Source organism: Nostoc sp. C052 (assembly GCF_013393905.1).
In the GTDB taxonomy this organism is placed as follows: domain Bacteria; phylum Cyanobacteriota; class Cyanobacteriia; order Cyanobacteriales; family Nostocaceae; genus Nostoc.
This window is the reverse complement of the sequence record NZ_CP040272.1, coordinates 3451334-3468893: the sequence shown is the minus strand read 5'-3', so window position 1 is coordinate 3468893 and position 17560 is coordinate 3451334. Positions and strand designations below refer to the sequence as shown.

17 protein-coding genes are annotated in these 17560 nt (G+C 42.1%); 8 read left to right on the top strand and 9 right to left on the bottom strand.

Translation table 11 applies throughout. The annotated features are described in order from the left end of the window. Positions 1-49 precede the first annotated feature (49 nt). On the top strand, positions 50-469 hold the full coding sequence (locus FD723_RS13950; RefSeq protein ID WP_179065871.1) for a hypothetical protein: 420 nt from the start codon (positions 50-52) through the stop codon (positions 467-469). Here the strand turns inward: FD723_RS13950 and FD723_RS13945 are convergent. Continuing rightward, the gene (locus FD723_RS13945; RefSeq protein WP_179065870.1) at positions 444-3593 is read right to left on the bottom strand and encodes an N-6 DNA methylase; all 3150 of its coding nucleotides are present in this window, start codon (positions 3591-3593) and stop codon (positions 444-446) included. The genes FD723_RS13950 and FD723_RS13945 overlap by 26 nt on opposite strands. A gap of 238 nt (positions 3594-3831) precedes the next feature. Between FD723_RS13945 and FD723_RS13940 the strand changes: the two genes are divergently transcribed. Next, positions 3832-4071: a helix-turn-helix transcriptional regulator gene (locus tag FD723_RS13940; RefSeq protein WP_179065869.1), complete on the top strand. Its 240-nt coding sequence runs from the start codon at positions 3832-3834 to the stop codon at positions 4069-4071. Positions 4072-4179: 108 nt separating this feature from the next. Here the strand turns inward: FD723_RS13940 and FD723_RS13935 are convergent, their stop codons facing one another. The 5 genes from FD723_RS13935 to FD723_RS13915 form a co-directional block, all read right to left on the bottom strand. Next, positions 4180-4977, bottom strand: a complete 798-nt coding sequence (locus tag FD723_RS13935) for an ABC transporter permease (RefSeq protein ID WP_179065868.1) — start codon at positions 4975-4977, stop codon at positions 4180-4182. Position 4978: 1 nt separating this feature from the next. Further along, a complete protein-coding gene (locus tag FD723_RS13930; RefSeq protein WP_218651824.1) occupies positions 4979-5767 on the bottom strand; it encodes an ABC-2 family transporter protein in 789 nt (262 codons plus the stop codon). A 4-nt stretch (positions 5768-5771) separates the two neighbouring features. Further along, complete coding sequence (locus FD723_RS13925) at positions 5772-6728, bottom strand: ATP-binding cassette domain-containing protein (protein WP_179065866.1); 957 nt, start codon at positions 6726-6728, stop codon at positions 5772-5774. A 232-nt stretch (positions 6729-6960) separates the two neighbouring features. Then, positions 6961-7485 (bottom strand): GNAT family N-acetyltransferase, encoded by a 525-nt coding sequence (locus tag FD723_RS13920; RefSeq protein WP_179065865.1) that lies wholly within the window; start codon positions 7483-7485, stop codon positions 6961-6963. Between the two features lie 74 nt (positions 7486-7559). Beyond that, on the bottom strand, positions 7560-8243 hold the full coding sequence (locus FD723_RS13915) for a uracil-DNA glycosylase family protein (protein WP_179065864.1): 684 nt from the start codon (positions 8241-8243) through the stop codon (positions 7560-7562). Between the two features lie 192 nt (positions 8244-8435). On the opposite strand from FD723_RS13915, the gene FD723_RS13910 reads away from it, so the two are divergent. After that, on the top strand, positions 8436-9122 hold the full coding sequence (locus FD723_RS13910; RefSeq protein ID WP_179065863.1) for a phosphoribosyltransferase: 687 nt from the start codon (positions 8436-8438) through the stop codon (positions 9120-9122). 35 nt (positions 9123-9157) lie between these two features. On the opposite strand, the gene FD723_RS13905 is transcribed toward FD723_RS13910, so the two are convergent. From FD723_RS13905 to FD723_RS13900, 3 genes are all read right to left on the bottom strand, one after another. After that, positions 9158-10186 carry a tetratricopeptide repeat protein gene (locus FD723_RS13905; RefSeq protein ID WP_256875178.1) on the bottom strand — a complete coding sequence of 343 codons (1029 nt, stop codon included), beginning with the start codon at positions 10184-10186 and terminating at the stop codon, positions 9158-9160. Positions 10187-10454: 268 nt separating this feature from the next. After that, positions 10455-10595, bottom strand: coding sequence for a hypothetical protein (locus FD723_RS42160; RefSeq protein ID WP_218651823.1), 141 nt, complete (start codon positions 10593-10595; stop codon positions 10455-10457). 10 nt (positions 10596-10605) lie between these two features. Then, a complete protein-coding gene (locus tag FD723_RS13900; RefSeq protein ID WP_179065862.1) occupies positions 10606-11076 on the bottom strand; it encodes an NADAR family protein in 471 nt (156 codons plus the stop codon). A 487-nt stretch (positions 11077-11563) separates the two neighbouring features. On the opposite strand from FD723_RS13900, the gene FD723_RS13895 reads away from it, so the two are divergent. The 5 genes from FD723_RS13895 (at position 11564) to FD723_RS13875 (ending at position 17400) form a co-directional block, all read left to right on the top strand. Next, positions 11564-13033 (top strand): efflux RND transporter periplasmic adaptor subunit, encoded by a 1470-nt coding sequence (locus tag FD723_RS13895; RefSeq protein ID WP_179065861.1) that lies wholly within the window; start codon positions 11564-11566, stop codon positions 13031-13033. 91 nt (positions 13034-13124) lie between these two features. Next, positions 13125-14342 (top strand): ABC transporter permease, encoded by a 1218-nt coding sequence (locus FD723_RS13890; protein ID WP_179065860.1) that lies wholly within the window; start codon positions 13125-13127, stop codon positions 14340-14342. 399 nt (positions 14343-14741) lie between these two features. After that, positions 14742-15389: a hypothetical protein gene (locus FD723_RS13885; RefSeq protein WP_179065859.1), complete on the top strand. Its 648-nt coding sequence runs from the start codon at positions 14742-14744 to the stop codon at positions 15387-15389. A gap of 266 nt (positions 15390-15655) precedes the next feature. Beyond that, positions 15656-16066 (top strand): hypothetical protein, encoded by a 411-nt coding sequence (locus FD723_RS13880; protein WP_179065858.1) that lies wholly within the window; start codon positions 15656-15658, stop codon positions 16064-16066. A 560-nt stretch (positions 16067-16626) separates the two neighbouring features. Next, positions 16627-17400: an AIM24 family protein gene (locus FD723_RS13875; protein ID WP_179065857.1), complete on the top strand. Its 774-nt coding sequence runs from the start codon at positions 16627-16629 to the stop codon at positions 17398-17400. Positions 17401-17560 lie beyond the last annotated feature (160 nt).

Here is a 17560-nt window from a genome sequence, read left to right as displayed (position 1 = left end):
AGGAGAATATCCACTTATTTAGACAGACGCAATTAGACAAATAATTTAGATGCCTAAGAAAAAGTTTGAAGATATTCCCTTTCCTCCTGTAGTCAGTATGGATACAGATATTCCAGTTTCTATAGACCAAGTTTCAAAGATTTTGAGGGAGCGCCAAGAGGGAGCTAGTATCTGCATTCGTAGTACAGAGGGACATACTAATCGAGGCGGATACTTTTTTCATGTCCTACCTACAGATAGCGATTTAAGCAAATGCGAGTTATACAACTTTGAAAAAACATTGGTTGCTACATTAACTGTCGAACAGATAACTCTCTTCATGAATCATTGTTCAGGCTTGGAGTTCAACGAGTGGGTATTTCAATTCTGCCAATCAGTTGTTAATTTCCGCCTTGACCCGGCTGAACCTGAATCTGCTGAAGTTTACTCTGCGGAGTCAGATCCTACGGAGTTTTATTCGCTTGAATAAGCCGCTTTGGTTTTTTCCCTGTTCGCTTCAATGTCAATTTTCCTTTTTTATACTCAAATTCTCTCCAAGCATATTTATCTGTAAGTAAGTAAACTTTGCTGACTGTTAGCTGGCTGAGAACTAAATTTTGTTTTTTCTGTGTTGAAACAGCAGAGCTTAATAAGAAGCAAACTTCGCCTGACTGCCAACCAACTCGTTCATTCTCGTAGAGGACGGCAACAACCTCAGTAGTTCCAGAAAGCCCAGGTAAAAATAAATGAGCCAAAGTATCTAGACCTGCTTTGATTACTCCATTCTTAAAGGCAAGATAGTCTGTAATAGTCCGGCGAACTAGATCCGACTCAGGGGGTTCATATTTAAAGCCCTCTTGCCATATCCGTAGAAGCTTACCATAATTGCCCTCTTCCTCGTTATATCTGCCGTCTTTGCAGTTGACAGCATATCTAAGGTCAAAGCCTTGCAATCCATTACCCAAATCATTAGGGGGACAATTTAGCCAGTACCAATCACGCAGTAAAGCAAGTGAAGATGCATGAAAAGCATACGCATGATGAATAAAGGGCGCTCGATCCCAAGTGACATCTTCAGGGTCATACCTCCAGTCCCAAGCAAAAACAATCAAAAAATCGGTTAGAGGATGAATATCTTTCCTCAAAGTATCAAAGTTAGCAGACTTTTCTTCAGCAATGGTTTGAAGGCATTTAACCTCAACCCGAAGACCGCGAGAGCCTGAAGATGTGCGAACTTCTAAATCAGGGAAACGGTTAGCGACAACATAACTCCAGAAAATATCTTCAATCTCGTGATCTTCAAGAATGCGAGTTGCTAAACGCGCTAATTCATACTCGATGATTAGACTGACGCGATTGCGTACATCAGTAAGGTTTCTCTCATTTTCTGGAATTTTTTCCCCAGTATATATACCAAGCCTACGCCTAACATCAGTTTCATTCAGTCTTTTAACAACCTCTGGCAAGAAGAAGTTGGTTAACCAAGACAATGTATCTAGAGGGTTGGACTCCCCTTTGAGAAAGATTCTCAAGTTTTCAGGAGTGAACACCATTTGTTTATTCTCAATAGGCATAGGAGATGTTGTCTTTGGGCTTCCAATAAAAGAAGAAACTAGTTCTTGTACTGACGATGTGAGCATTAATTGAGAGCGGTTTAGAAAGCTTCCAATATCCGATTTGAGGTTCTCTACTTTTTGGTGCTGACTCAAATACCGGAGGTGAATTTCCTCCTGAATATTTTTAGGTGGAAGCGGAATCATTACTTGCAAGAGTTCTTTCGAGTTAATTCTTGGACGACCAATACCCGCTACCAAATGCATAATTTGCCCATAAACAAAGTCAGACCGAAGCAAAACGCTTAGTATAAGAGGGTCAATCAGATATTTACCATCAGGCTCTTGCTTGACAGTAAAAACAGAGCATTCCGATGATACAAAACCTGGCTCTGCAAAGCTCATTAATACAACCTTTCGCAGATTGGGACGCATTTTTGCAAAAACAATATCACCAGGTTGGTACATTTTAACTGAGCTTTTCAATGAGTCAGCAGGAGTTGGGTCTTGTTCAAACCGTCCCGTATTTGATTGAATATTTGCTAACCCCGTATATCGAATAATTACACCAGAGAGTTCCTTGCATGGAATAACGGAGACATTCCTTTCTGTACAAATATCAGCTAAACGCTTTAATGGATAAATACAACTAGCAATTAATTCTTGGCTTTTTTTCCTAGATGGGTGATGATACTGGAAATCAATACGATATCCATTATTTTTTTTGATAAAGTTAGAATAAATATCAGCAATATAGATGTTTTCTGACTCATGAGTTTGACCCTCCTTAAGGTATTTATGCCAAGCATTCAATAGTGAAGGAAGATCACTATTGAGATAACTTTTACCATCATTCTCGTAACGAATATCTTCATCCCCACTTGTTTTACGTCCAACTTTATCTGCTTTAGCAAAAAATACTGAACAATTGCTATCAGTGGATGTTTTTTTAGACATTATTAAAATGGAGGCACTAACCGTAGCATACGGCATGAATGCGGTTTCAGGCAGACTTATAACAGCTTTTAGATCAAAATTTTTGATCATAAACTGTCTGACATCAGTTGCATGAGACAAATTCAAAACACCTTCGTCAAGAATTATGGCAAGTGTACCATTTTCACGTAAAAGAGCATGGCAGCGTTCAATAAAGAGAATTCCACGCCGACGAGATGATTTGCCTGATCCTAATTCAAATGTTTCTAAAACATCAGGCTCAGTGAAATCGCTGCCAAATGGTGGGTTAGTGATTATCGTATCGAAACATGAAAAGAATTGTTTGGCTTGCTCACCAAGAGTTCCCCCAGAAGGTAGAAAGACTGTACGAATGTTTTTTGCTCCGTTAAGAAGCATATTAATTCCCGAAACCCAAGACAATCGCTCATCAATCTCAATACTTGTAAGGGATGAATAATTTATTTGATGTCTTGCAATGCTAGAGAGAAATCCACCCGTTCCGGATGCTGGATCACATACATCACCTTTAATATAAGGCTGGCAAGCAGAGACAATAAAATCAACAATATGAGGCGGTGTAAAAAACTGTTGATGATCGCCTTTGTCAAAAGTATTACGAACAACTTCTTCGTAAGCCAATCCCTTCATATCAAATTGTGTAGATGCGAAGTTGAAAGATTGAAGGGCTAAGACACATTTCACGGTTGTACTATCAGAACAATTAAGCTCACTAAACTGTTTTGGGATAACGTTGCTGTGCTGGTGTGCAAGATGCTGATAGTATTTTCGGACGACGCAGGGATTTACAGGAAGCTCAGAAGGAGAGAGGGGTGTGGATGCTCCATTGTTGTGAGTTTTATCAGACATAATCTTGGCGAAGACCAGTTTAGTGATTTCGTCAAAGCGGTTGATGATGTTGCTCTGGCTATCATTGTCACGGAGAATATCATGAAGTCTAGATACCAGTAGGCGAATGCTTCTTAAGTCAAACAGGTCTGACGACATAAAACTTGTCTTCTCTGAAAATAGCTCAAGCTGCTTGGGCGAGTTAATTTCAACAGTGTTAAAACTATGCAGAGCTTTGCTCGACAAGAATTTAGACATGACAAAACATTATAGAATCTGATTATGAGTCGAAATTGTCCAAACCACTAGCAAGCTATTTAGAGTAATTGCTGGGATCGAAGTTGCTTAGAACTTTGAAGGATACCTTACAGGTTTTTATCATATTTTCTCGCAATCCTACTTGCATTTATTATTGTCTATTGTCTGTAGACAATTGTCAAATATCTGTAGACAACTTACACTAAAATCATGATTTAGAATTAAGCCCACGATAGTAGTGCAAGTTAAGCGAGTAGTGGAAGTGATACAGGACTTTCCAGATATTGGAAAGCGGATAAAGCAGGCGAGGGAGAGAGATGAACGCTCTCTCTCGCAAATCTGTCGGGAGGCTGGCATTAGTCGCGCCTACTGGTATCAATTAGAAGCTGAAAATTTAAGAGCACCTGCGACAGAAGGAATCATTCGTAAGATTGAAGCAGTCCTAAGTGTTGACTTAGGGGTAAAATTTAATGGATAAATAATAGTTAGAGATGGCAATCCTTCCGTTATTGCGTACTAAAAGCAATAGAGAGAGCGAAATATTGCTGAATTGGAGTAAAAAGTAGAAAACTCACCAATATTGAACTCAACCTCGCATCTGCATCAAATTTCCTGAGGAGTAGCAACGCAAACCGTGGTAAAACACACCTGCACCAACCAACAGCACGGTAGTTGATCCAGCTACAGCTAGGAAAGCATGAATTAAAGATAGCGATCGCAATGCCTCAATCGGCAAATAAGTCACAAATCCCGCCGGAATCAACGTGTACAGCAGTAGCTTCACGGTTCCCTCAAACAAAGTCGCTGGATAGGTACTAAAGGTAAGCATGGCATTTCGCCACTGTTGTGTCAGTCCTTCGGAATTGCCCAGATAAAAGCTGAGGCTACCTGTCAAAATATTAAAGCCGACAAATAACGTCGCCACTGAAACTGTCAACCCAGTAAACAACGCCAAATGCACTGCATCAGGCTTGACAAAAAACAAATAAACCCCATACCCAAACAGCATATCTCCCCAAGATGTAGCATTCATCCGTCCTAGCAGTAGGTGCGGTAAAAGGGCACGAGGGTACAACATCCACACATCTAACTGTCCTTGGACAATTAAACTTGTCAGTTGCATAGCGTTACCGCAGATAGTATTAGCTAGACCAAATCCTGTTGCGGCGATCGCCCAGAGAGTAACTACATCCTGTACCGTCCAGCCGCGTAGCACTGGAAAGCGTGTGAAAAATAGCCCCCAAAATGTCACCCACACTAGATTATTCAGTACCATCGCTATTACTTGCGTCAGGAATGCACCGCGATATTCTAAGTGAGCGTTCAGATTGAGGCGAATATAAGCGCCAGCTAATTGTAGGTAGGAAAGTAAACGCCAAAACATATCAACCTCCATGTGCGTGGATACGTTTAACTGCCGTGCGGTACACAAAGCCTACTAAGAGAGTCAGCACACCGATAGCAACTGCCTGCCGCACTAACAATTGACCGGCAAAAGCTAGGTCTGGATGCACAAATAAACGCGCTGGGCCATACAAAATACTGGCAAAGGGTAGAGCTTGTAGTACTGGCTGCCAGGTTTCTGGTAGTAGTTCCAAGGGAATCAGCATCCCACCCAAAATCATCGTCAACCGAGAGTAAATGAGCATTAGTCCGGTGGTATTTTCCAGCCAGAAAGCTCCTAAGCCCACTAAGAAGGTTGCCAAAAAATCTAGTACAAATGCCAGTGGTAGCGCCACTACGAATAATAAAATTCCTCCTAAATTTAGAGGAATTGTGCCGACAAATAGTAATGCAACTAAGGATGCGATCGCAACATTCAACCCAAAGCGTACTGTCCGCTCTCCCAAAGTAGTCCACAGGCGATACAAAGGATAGGATAGAGGGCGTATTAGTTGCACTGCCAGCGCTCCTGTCCGTACATCCTCGTCTACCTCTAAAGCAACTTGGGGGCTGGAGAGGACAATAGACTCAGTGATACCCAGATACCAAAGCATCTGAGCCAGTGTTAAACCTCCCAACTGTTCAGCATCCGTCTCGGCATAGGTGACACGCCACAGTTGTAAAAAGATGTAGAGAATGACAAACAAAAAAATTCCTCTGGAAGCAACTTCTCCCAAATAAGCCAGGTTGGAGCGAGCTGCCGTCCAGCCAATCCAGGTATATTTGTTCACTGAATTATGAGGCTGCCTGAGCATAAATGTGTGCAATTACCTCTTCTAGCGGTGGGTCTTCAATCGCTATATCAGCCACCGAACCCGCCTGGAGAATTTGAGTCATCACGGTTTCAATTGATGTGATGCGGGTATTAACCTCCAGCTTGAGTCCATATTCGCCCGTTTTGAGTTGTGTCACTCCTGGGAGGCTGATTTGGGCGGGGAAGGTATGAAATTTGACGCTGATAATCTTTGAGCCAAGGTATTGGCGACGCATTGCCGAAACTTTGTCATCAAGTACTACGCGCCCGTGATTAATTACTACGACTCGCTGCGCTACTTGTTCAATGTCGCCTGCATCGTGGCTAGTGAGAAACACTGTTACTCCCTCATCGCGGTTCCACTCCCGGATGAGGTCGCGTAATTCCTGACGAGCAATTACATCTAGTCCAATTGTGGGTTCGTCAAGGAATAGTACTTTAGGTGCATGAAGTAAGCTGGCTGCTACTTCTGCTCGCATCCGCTGACCTAAAGACAATTTACGTACTGGGGTATTCCAAAACGGGTTGAGTTCAAAACGCTCAACTAGTTGGTCACGACGTTTAATATATTCTTGCCGATTAAGATTATAGATTCGCGCCAGTAACTCTAAGGTATCGCGGGGAGGTAGATGATACCATAGCTGCGATCGCTGTCCAAACACCACCCCAATCTGATACGCTAGTTCACGCCGATTTCGCCAAGGGTTTAATCCCAATAACCTGGCTGTACCAGATGTCGGTTGTAGTATCCCTGTCAGCATCTTGATTGTAGTGGACTTCCCCGCGCCATTGGGGCCAATGAAGGCGATCGCTTGACCATCTGGAACGTTCAAACTAATGCCATCTACGGCGACAATCTCTTTGTGAGTGCGGTTGCGTCCCCAACCCCTACTCAGAGTAAACGTCTTGGATAAATTTTCCAGTTCTACGGCTGCCATCACCGATGAACCTCTTCAGGTAATTGAATACTACAAGTGTATTACAAAACTGGCAGTATGATAACGCTCTTCTATGACTCTGGAGAGAGAATAATCCAAGCGATTAGAAATCGCGGCTACACAAACAAAGTCCGCCTGCGCGGACTAACACCAACATAGGGTTTCAAATTTAATCTAATGAGAGTAATAAAAGAGCGATAAAACTTACATTTTCAATAAATTACTCATATCACTACTGCACGCTATCAGTATTGTCGAAGCACTGCACCGTTCCTCGCCAATCGTCAACCTCCATTACCGTTTCTGTAAATTTTCCGGCTGTGTATTCTGCAATCACACGACACCAGAATTTTTGAGCAACGACATTTGTGGCTATCTGATGGATTTCCCATTTCCCGCAGAATCGATCAAAGGTTTGAAAGGCAACATTTTTACCAATTCCTTGTTGTCTGTACTTTCGTAAGATAAAGAACTCTGCGATTGAATACTGACTGCCTGGAATGTAAGTGTAGTGATTCACCAAAACGAATCCGGCAAGCTTTTCCCCAACCCGCACAATGAAAGGGTAGCGTTCGCGAAGCCTGTGCGAAGCACTCTCGCTCTCAATCCAGTAGTAATCTAGGTATGGATAGCCAAAGTAACCATGCTCATTAAGATCCTTGTTTTCAAACTCTGAAAAGTCATATTGGTAAAGCTCCATCATCTGCTGGATGAGTGGTTTTTCGTCTATTGAAGCTGATAAAACTTCCACATACATGATTAATGGAGCTAAAACACTATTCCTTTGACGACTTCAAGGCATGACTAAATATTTTGAGCAAGTTCACCACATTAGCTGTTATTTTTAATTTCGTCTAACTTGGCACGCACTGCTTGAATATCCTGCCACATCAACCATTTCGGCGCACCTCTTTCTTTAGAAGGATTACGCAGCAAGTAGGAAGGATGAAAAATTGGCATACATAAACGCCCTTCCCACTCCAGCCATTGTCCGCGAATTTTTGTAATCCCCCGCTTATCTCCAGTGATACCTTTGACAGCTGTTGCACCTGTTAACAAGATTATTTTGGGGTCAACTAAGCGAATTTGTTCTAGTAGGTAGGGTAGACAAGCCGCCACTTCTATAGGAGTGGGAACTCTATTATCTGGTGGGCGACATTTGTTGATATTGGCAATGTATACATCATCTTCAGTAGTCAGATTCACAGAGGCGAGAATTTTTTCTAACAACTGCCCCGATCTGCCTACAAATGGTAAACCGGTTTCATCTTCATTTTGACCTGGCGCTTCTCCGATAACCATAATTGGGGCTTTGAGATTGCCACGTCCGACAACAGTATGAATTCGAGTGTCTCCTAATGGACAACGGTGACAGCGATCGCAATGTTGTGTCAACTCTGTGATGCTGGCATAAGTTCCGGCAGTGATGGGAATTTTCGCGTCTGTCGGAATCAGTTCTCGTTGGTTAAAGGAGGTTGAGTCGTCAAAAAGGCTGAGTTGGGTTTCGCTGCTCATGAAAATCAGGATTTTGGCATCAGCGCCAGTTGTTATGTCTGAGTTAAATATCGTTTTGGCTGGAAATTTATTAAAGTAAATAGATTTTTGGTAAATACTTAGTTATTTATATAAATCTGATTGTATCAGTTAATTTCAGACAAAATTCAGTCATGATAAAAGCAGTGCCGTCCTAAGATGCTGGGGGAAACTATGTCACATACCCCACTTTTCGCCGATCGCACCCATGCAGGTGAGTTATTGGCGCAAGTGATTCATGATGTTTTGACTCAGCAAACTATTGATTCTGGGGTAAAGCCCGTACCAATTGTTTATGCTTTGCCAAGAGGGGGTATACCAGTAGCAGCGCCAATAGCACGTCTTTTGGATTGTCCATTGACGATTGTTGTGGCGAAAAAGATTAGCCATCCAGAAAATCCAGAGTTAGCAATTGGTGCAGTAACTACTTCGGGAAATGTTCTTTGGGCCGATCAAAAGCTACTTCGCCTTAAACATGATGAGCGATGGCGGGAAGTGGCTTTAAATAAAGCGATAAACCAAGCTAAGTCTCTTGAAGCTCAATTAATTTCTGCTTGTCCGCAGTTCAATGCACGGGATGCCACGCTGATCTTAGTTGATGATGGTATTGCTACAGGTATGACAATCGCGGTAGCGGCAATTGCCCTGAAAGCGCTTTCTCCAGCAGCAGTTTGGCTGTGTACTCCAGTAGCGCCACAAAAACTGCTACCCTGGTTAGAGCAGTGGGGCGATCGCATAATCATCTTGGAAACACCGGAACCCTTTTGGAGTGTGAGTAATTTTTACGTGGAATTTCCCCAAGTGGATACATTAGAAGTTCTCGCATGTCTCCAGCAACAAAAGACAATGAGAGAGAATTGATCGTTTTGTGGCTCTTTCTAAATTCCCATTACGAATTACAAATTATTTGAAGATGTTCCCTGCTGGTATTCCATAGCTTTGGCATAATCACCCAAGGCTTTATAAGCAGCATTAAGACGAGCAAGAGTTTGTTCTTCACTGCGACGATCTTTGATATTCCTAGCTAAGAGCAAACGTTCTTCATAATATATAATTGCTTTGTGATAGTCACCCAAAGCTTCACAAGCAATTACTAAACTACCTAAAGACTGTTCCTCGCTACGCTGGTCTTGAATTTCTTTGGCTAATTGCAACCGCTCTTCATTATACTGAATGGCTTTGGCATAATCACCTAATGTATAACAAGCATGACCCAGATTCTTTAGCACCTGAGAAGCACTGCGAACATGTTTTAAGGAGCGTGCTATAACTACACATTGCTCATAATAGGCGATCGCTTTTGGGTAATCGCTCAAAGCATACCAAGCATTACCCAAATTTTTGAGTACCTGTTCCTCCCCCCAATTATCTTTAAGTTCCCGCACAATCTCTAGGCTTTGCTGCTGATACTCAATTGCCTGTGTAAATTTGCCCCAAGCTTTATAAACCAATCCCAAGTTATTCAGTGCTGCCACTTGACTGCGTTTATCTTGCAGATGTTGCGTTATTTTCAAACACTTTTCTAGAAACTCAATTGCCTTTTCATGATCATTCAGGTGACGGTAGGCATTACCTAAATGGGAAAGTGCTTGCATTTGCAATGTTAAATCTGAGGTGTTATTAAGCAAAGACAAACACTGTTGGGAATAGGAAATAGCACCTTTGTAGTCTCCAGCGCTGTAAGTTACCAATCCTAAAAAAGAAAGTGCCTGTGCCTGTTTTTGCAAATCCCCCGCTGCCTGAAACAGTGCCAAGGATTGTTGTAAAGACTTCATGGCCGTTATTAATTCACCAGCCTGCTGTTGTTGAATTCCTTGCCTTAATAGCTTGGAACTTTCTGATGAATGGTCATCACTTTCCTGTGGAGGTAGTATTTCTGCTTGTGAACCAGAGTCAAATTCATGGGTAATTGTATTACGCTTCACTAGTTTTAGGTATGTTATGGGTAGTTGCGGGGGAACTATAGCAATCCGATTTGATTCAGAGAACTCACTTGCGTGGTAAGCGTTCGCAAAGCGTCTCGCAGAGAAGTGCAGCGCAAGCGCGATAGGAAGGGAACAGGAAATAAGGGAATAGATAAGCTAAAAAACATCTAATTTGCATAATCGAATTAAACATAACTCTTGTGGGGTGGGCATCTTGCCCACCCAACTTATGCAATTTAAATATGGAACAGCTTATGTACTGGTTTTTTCAAACATCAATACAAGTTCTAATATATTTTTCGATCTGTATTCCTTCGTCTTGAGGCAAGTCTGGTGCTAAATCTAGTGTTCCCAAAACCAGGATGCATCTTTCATCAGGCTGGTTTACTACATTGAGGCAACCATTCATCGCAACAATATTATTTACAATTTCTATTATCAACATCTGCACTGTATGTATGGTGCAGGATCTCTCGCACCTCCATTAAAATTTTTCCTAGCATATTTTTCCCACTACCATCGGCTCCACAACCCCAGTAAAAATCAATAGGGGAGTTCTCAACAATTTCTGCATTGCCTGTGGAAAGTAAAATATTCCTAATATCTGGATGAGTTTGAAATTTACACAGTACAGCTTGCTGCATAATGTCATCTTTAACATTTTCCCAATCTTGACGTAGAGGACGGGTTCTCTCACGCCCCATTTTTGCTGCATCTTTGGGTGTTTTAACTAGGCGGATTTTTTCTACATGAGGCGTACCCACAAACTTTTGCGCTTGAAAGTAGTGTTCGCTAGTTGACCAATACAATCCATCTAATTCAAAGCCGTGGGGGGAAAAATTGGAGAAACAACCATATTCTTCACGAGTACTATAAAAGTAGATTGTCACGTCGCTTCGCTCCGAATTCAAAATTAAAAGTTAAAAATTAAAAATTAATGATCCCCCTAAATTTATTTAGGGGCTTGTATTATAAGTCGTTTTCGGTCAATTGAATAGCTTCATATTGTCTTATAAAGGGATATTTTTTTGCCTTAATTTAGGTCAGATAAAGTTTTTTGCTCAAAATTGGTATTAAAAGGCGATCGCTACTTGTGGTTGTAGAGTCAGAACTAAATATTTCAATGATTTAGAAGTACGCCAAAGTATTTCCGAGGGAGGCGATACTAGTGGCAAAAGTCATCCATTCAGGTGAAGACATACAGAAAAAGCAATGTCTAGTATGAAGGAAGATTAAGCAACGATGAAGCTAATTATGCGTCTAGTTGTCAATTGACTCATAAAAATTTAATCCCAAAGCTTTAATATCTCCGTATTCTAAACTTAAAATCAAACAAAAGGCTACTCCTATAGAGGAATATTTACAGGCTTTTATAATATGGCTACTCACATAGAAATTCCAGTTATTGGCAAAGTTAAGTATCCATTACGCTGGCTGATTGGGCTGATGGCAGGGAGTGTGTTGGTTGTGGGTACAGTAACAACTTACACCTTGATCAATCAAGGGGCAAACAAAGAAGATATTGCTGAATTAACTGTTCCAGTTACAGCACAAAACGTGACATTGCGGATTACAGCTAGTGGTAAAGTTGTGCCAGTTAAAAGCGTAAATATTAGCCCGAAGAACCCTGGAGTGCTATCGCAATTATATGTAGAACAAGGCGATCGCATTCAACAAGGGCAAATTCTCGCCCGTATGGATAGTGCAAGTATTGAAGCCCAAAGGAGTCAATATCGTGCCAATTTAGCCCAAAGTCAAGCTCAATTAGCCGAAGCCCTTGCTGGTAGTCGTCCTCAAGAAATCGCTCAATCAAAGGCGCGGTTAGCACAATCTCAAGCCCAGTTAGCCGCAGCTAAGGCTGGTAATCGTCCCCAAGAGATTGCTCAATCTCAATCGCAAGTGGATGCGGCTCAAGCAAAGGTGAATTACACCAATGAACAGGTAAAACGTTATCAATATCTATATCAAGAGGGAGCAGAGAAAAAACAATTACTCGATCAAGCCATCAGTGACGACAAAAGTGCTAGAGCCAATTTAGAAGAAGCTAAAAAACGATTGTCGTTAGTTAAAAGTGGCACTCGGACTGAGGAAGTTGACCAACGCCAAGCCGCTGTTAACGAAGCACGAGCCGCATTAGTTCTGTTGCAAGATGGCACTCGTTCTGAAGAAATTGCCCAGCGTCAAGCCGCCGTTGCATCTGCTGAGGCTCAATTGAAGGGTGTACAAGTGCAGTTAGAAGATACTATTATTCGCGCTCCTCTGTCGGGAATTGTTACCCAAAAGTATGCAGAACCAGGTGCGTTTGTCACACCCACAACTTCTGCTTCTACTAGTGCATCGGCAACTTCTAGTTCAATTGTTGCCGTAGCCAGAGGTTTAGAAATATTAGCTCAAGTTCCCGAAGCCGATATTGGCAGAATTAAATCGGGACAGCAGGTAGAAATTGTCGCTGATGCTTATCCCGATCAAGTTTTTAAAGGTCATGTGCGCCTGATTGCTCCCGAAGCAGTGGTGGAACAAGGTGTAACATCCTTCCAGGTGCGGATTGCTCTTGATACTGGCACAGATAAACTACGTTCTGGCTTAAATGTGGATCTGACTTTTTTAGGCGATCGCGTTAATAATGCTTTAGTGTTACCAACGGTGTCAATCGTCACCGAAAAGGGTAAAACGGGTGTACTCATCCCCGATGCCAAGAATAAACCCCAGTTTCGTGAAATTACAGTCGGGGCACAAATCCAAGACCAAACTCAGATTTTAGGGGGTGTTCAAGCAGGCGATCGCATATTTGTGAACCCACCCAAAGACTACAAAATCGAAAAGGCCAAAGAGAAACAGAATAAATAAACCCAAATTGAATAGGTAATATTGTTTGAAATTCCACCGAACAGCCTTTTAATACAGACTTTTAATCCAAAATCTCAAATCCAAAATTGGCATGAATCTCCTCGAAAGTATGAATATGGCGGGGAAAACCCTGCTGTCAAATAAACTGCGTAGCGCCCTCACTATGCTGGGTATAGTTATTGGAAACGCCTCAGTAATTGCCATGATTGGTATTGGTGAAGGTGGGCAAAAATTCGTTAATAAACAGCTGGAGTCACTAGGGCCAAATGTGCTATTTGTACTGCCAGGTAATCAAGAAACTCAGCGAATCTCCTTTGAAGTACCAAAAACTCTGGTGTTGCAAGATGCAGAAGCGATCGCTTCTCAAGTACCAACTGTAGTAGGAGTTGCGCCAGAGTTAAATAGAAGACAGGTGGTTACATATCGCAACAGAAACACTGATGTCAATATCATTGGCACAACTCCCAGCTTTCTATCGGTGCGGGATTTTGAAACAGCTAAAGGCAGATTTTTCTCTGAGGTAGACATTAAGCGAAGCAACCAAGTGGTAGTACTTGGTGCAGACTTGGCAGAAAAACTATTTGGTAGTAGTAACGCCATCGGCCAGCAATTGCGAGTTGGAAATACCAGCTTTCAAGTGATTGGGACTTTAATAGCCAAAGGTTCCAGCGTGGGAGCAGATTATGATAATGCTGCCTTAATCCCAATCACTACCTCAGCAAACCGACTTGTAGGCAAGAATTCTCCCTATGGTATCGCCTTAGATTACCTCGTTGCTGCCGCTCGTGATTCAGATAGCGTGGATGCAGCAGAGTTTCAAATTACTAATTTGCTGCGTCTACGGCACAAAATTAATGGTGAAGATGACTTTACTCTGCGTTCTCAAAAGGATGCCTTACAAACTGTCGGTCAAATTACAGGTGCATTGACAATTATGCTAGCAGCGATCGCAGGTATATCGTTGTTTGTCGGTGGCATTGGCATTATGAATATTATGCTTGTCTCCGTCACCGAACGCACCCAAGAAATCGGATTGCGAAAAGCGATCGGGGCAACAGAGCAAGATATTTTGCTACAGTTCATCATTGAGGCTGTGATAGTTTCCGCAGCTGGCGGTTTAGTTGGGACTGCGGTTGGTGTTAGTGGCATCCTCTTAGTGAGTGCTTTAACTCCTTTAGAAGCGAGTCTTTCTCCTGTAGCGATTACTATGGCAGTTGGTGTCTCTGGGGCTATTGGTTTATTCTTTGGCGTTGTTCCTGCACGTCGCGCTGCTAAACTAGACCCCATTGTGGCCTTAAGAAGTGCTTAATGATGGGAATGGCGAAACTTAATCTTCCTGATTGGATTGGCGTACAGAGATATTCCCTAAGGAACGTGGATTAAATAAGATGCAAAACTTCATACTGTCTCTAGCTTCCCTCTCCAATATATCGGAGAGGGATTGAGGGTGAGATAAACCAGGGACATAAATTGTATGCTATTTAATTCTTATTTCTGAGTAATTCACTAAATCACTTTGACTGGAGAAATCTAACAGCGCTTCAGCTAACTCTATGTACTTGATCTTCACTTCTCATGGATAGAGCAAGTGTAACATTATTTCTGGCTCAATCAGCATTTGTAGATGAACGTTAAGTTTCCGCTTCTGTCGTTTTGATCTTGCTGAAAAGATTGTATTGTGATTATTTATTGCATCAACACCGTCGCCATGAAAAATCTATTACCATTGTTATTGAGTGCTATTTTATTAAGTAGCACAGCAGGTTGTAATAAAAATAGCCAGACCGACAATACTTCTAGTAACAACAAAACTCCGATCGCTGAAAGAACATCTACTCAGCCAAATAATCAACAAATATCCGTACCTGCTGGAGCAAGTTTTGAGACTGTTCTTAAACAAGAGATATCTACGGTTAAAAGCCAAAACAACGATCGCTTTGTTTTAGAAATGAAGAATTCTTCAATCGGAGCCAATAAAGTTCTTCAAGATGGTCAAATACAGGGACACCTGGAAGATGTAGTCAAAGCTGCTAAAGGAAAAAAAGCAAGTTTACATTTAGTTTTTGATGATATTTCGCTTAAAAATGGCTCATCATATCCCATTGATGCAACTTTAGTCAACACCAAGTTAGAAACAAAAACCAAAGGTAAGTTCATTCAAAATGCAGGGATTATTTTAGGTGGTACAATTGCAGGTCGTTTTCTTGGTGATAAAGCCAAGTTCAAGCATGGTGGGCTAGCAGGTGGTGCAGCCGCAGCGGCTTTCGTTTTGTCTAGCCCTGGTGGAGAAGTTGTCCTTAAAAAAGGTACAAATATTAAACTTCAACTAAAATCTGCTATTGGTACTACTCAATAAACCACGCGCGGCGTCTCCTTTTGGGAGAAGTAAGTGGCGTTTGAGGTACGAAACCCAACATCCAAAGAGTTTGGTATTTTTGGGTTTCACTTCCCTACAAGACGCTATGCGAAGGTTCCACCCAAACTACATTTATTTTTCTCCTCCCAGAGTGACATCAGAGGGCTCATTCCTCATTTGAGTCCACAGTTTTACTTTCTAATGAGAGGAAACATATTTATAATGATTTGGTTAGTTTTCAGTTTGAAAAAGGCAACGGTAGCAGAATGAAACAAACCTGGAAAGGTGTATTTATTTCCAGCCTGATGGCTGTAAGTTTAGCAAGTGTGAGCTTAGTTCCGGCTCAAAAAGCATCTGCGGATGAACATATACTACGAGATATTGGTATCGGAGCAGGTGCCGGAGTATTATCTGGGACAGTCGTCAGAAGACGTGGTTCGTTGCTGAATAATGCGATCAAAGGAGCGGCGGCTGGTGCGGCTGTTAATGGTGTCAATGGTACTAGGTCTAGGTATCATAGAAAGCATCGAAATCTCGGTCAAGATGTTGGAGTCGGGGCAGCAGCCAGTACAGTTACAGGTGCAGTAACTCGCGGTGGCAAAGATACTCTTGGGGATGCAGTCGATGGTGCAGTTGCAGGAGCAGCTATTCATCTTCTCACCAATGGCAAAAATTAATAATTACTAGACTTGGCAAGTAATCTTTGACTTCTACTGCTGTTCTCTGTCCAAGTAAGTCATACAAACACACACTTGACATAACATTGCAATGGTTTTGTCAATTTGAGGTGCGATATTGAGCTTAGTAATCTACAGAATGAAGGCAGGGTCTACCTGCCTTTTACTAATTAATGTTCTCACAAGTGTCTGTCCCGAAAATTGCAGTTAGTAAGATCGCTATAGTTACAGAAGTTTTTATGTATTTGAACCACATCTATGTCAGGGCACAGCATTGCTCATTGGTGTCAACTTAAGCTAAAAGTCTTTTAAAACCTCGTTTCCAGCCGGAGGCTGGAAATGCTGCTCCTGACGTCTCTGCCGCCAGTAAGAGAGGCGGAGCCAGGACGGCATTCCCAGTCTTCGACTGGGAATGAGGCAATCTAAAAGCTTGTACTAGGCTGGTTTTCACGTTAAGTTGACACCTATAAGCAATGCTATGCCCCTACCGCGTGGTCTATTTACCTGAAAATAGCTGTAAGCTAAGTAATTTTCCTTTAAACGATCTGTGAGAGCATACTATGTCTGACTTCAATGGTGAACCAATACCAGAAAAGAGAAATCCCCAACAAACTTTTCATTCGGGTGACTTAAATTTAAGAATCGAAGGAGAAGTAGTACCTGTAGTAGATGTGCATCTAGGACAACAGCAATCAATTTACTTTGAACATCATATTTTGCTGTGGAAACATCCTAATGTTCGCCTTGGTGTCAAAGGTTTAAAAGGGGCAGCCAAGCGTTTCTTTGCCGGACTGCAAATTTTTATTAGTGAAGCACATGGGCCAGGGAATATTGCTTTCTCTCGTGAGGCTCCAGGACAGATTGTGGTGCTGCAATTAAAGCGTGGACAGACAGTGGATGTGCGCGAACATCAGTTTTTGCTAGCTACTAGTAATATTGAGTACAGTTTCTTTTTCCAGCGAGGGCTGGCTAACCTCTTTTTCAGCCGCAGTGGCGGGTTATTCATCGATCGCTTTATTGGTCAGCAAGAAGGGGGGCTACTTCTAATTCACGGTTACGGCAATGTTTTTGAAAAGTACCTCGCTCCTGGAGAGATGTTAGATGTAGAACCAGGTGCATGGTTGTGGAAAGACTCATCAGTGAAGATGGAGACAGTAACGGCGCTGCAATCTAGTGGCGGTATCTTGGGAGCAATTGGGGTGATGCTTGGTGGCATTTCATTTACTCTTAACCGTTTTACTGGCCCTGGTCGGCTAGGATTGCAGTCTATGACTTATCATCCTCCTGTATCTGAGGGTGCAGTTCAAGTCGGTGGTAGTGCTAATCTCGGTTAACACTTTCTTCTGTGGATGCTTGATGCAGATATGGAATCCTAAGGAATAAGAATTAAATAACATATAATTTATGTCCCTGGTTTACCTTACCCTCAATCCCTCTCCTTTATAAGGCTTATAAAGGAGAGGGAAGCTAGAGACAGGATGAAGTTTTAATCTA

Excerpts from the sequence above, each read along its gene's own strand:
- FD723_RS13950 (WP_179065871.1), top strand. The coding sequence starts at position 50 with ATGCCTAAGAAAAAGTTTGAAGATATTCCCTTTCCTCCTGTAGTCAGT.
- FD723_RS13945 (WP_179065870.1), bottom strand. The coding sequence starts at position 3,593 with ATGTCTAAATTCTTGTCGAGCAAAGCTCTGCATAGTTTTAACACTGTT.
- FD723_RS13935 (WP_179065868.1), bottom strand. The coding sequence starts at position 4,977 with ATGTTTTGGCGTTTACTTTCCTACCTACAATTAGCTGGCGCTTATATT.
- FD723_RS13925 (WP_179065866.1), bottom strand. The coding sequence starts at position 6,728 with ATGGCAGCCGTAGAACTGGAAAATTTATCCAAGACGTTTACTCTGAGT.
- FD723_RS13920 (WP_179065865.1), bottom strand. The coding sequence starts at position 7,485 with ATGTATGTGGAAGTTTTATCAGCTTCAATAGACGAAAAACCACTCATC.
- FD723_RS13915 (WP_179065864.1), bottom strand. The coding sequence starts at position 8,243 with ATGAGCAGCGAAACCCAACTCAGCCTTTTTGACGACTCAACCTCCTTT.
- FD723_RS13910 (WP_179065863.1), top strand. The coding sequence starts at position 8,436 with ATGTCACATACCCCACTTTTCGCCGATCGCACCCATGCAGGTGAGTTA.
- FD723_RS42160 (WP_218651823.1), bottom strand. The coding sequence starts at position 10,595 with ATGAATGGTTGCCTCAATGTAGTAAACCAGCCTGATGAAAGATGCATC.
- FD723_RS13895 (WP_179065861.1), top strand. The coding sequence starts at position 11,564 with ATGGCTACTCACATAGAAATTCCAGTTATTGGCAAAGTTAAGTATCCA.
- FD723_RS13890 (WP_179065860.1), top strand. The coding sequence starts at position 13,125 with ATGAATCTCCTCGAAAGTATGAATATGGCGGGGAAAACCCTGCTGTCA.
- FD723_RS13885 (WP_179065859.1), top strand. The coding sequence starts at position 14,742 with ATGAAAAATCTATTACCATTGTTATTGAGTGCTATTTTATTAAGTAGC.
- FD723_RS13880 (WP_179065858.1), top strand. The coding sequence starts at position 15,656 with ATGAAACAAACCTGGAAAGGTGTATTTATTTCCAGCCTGATGGCTGTA.
- FD723_RS13875 (WP_179065857.1), top strand. The coding sequence starts at position 16,627 with ATGTCTGACTTCAATGGTGAACCAATACCAGAAAAGAGAAATCCCCAA.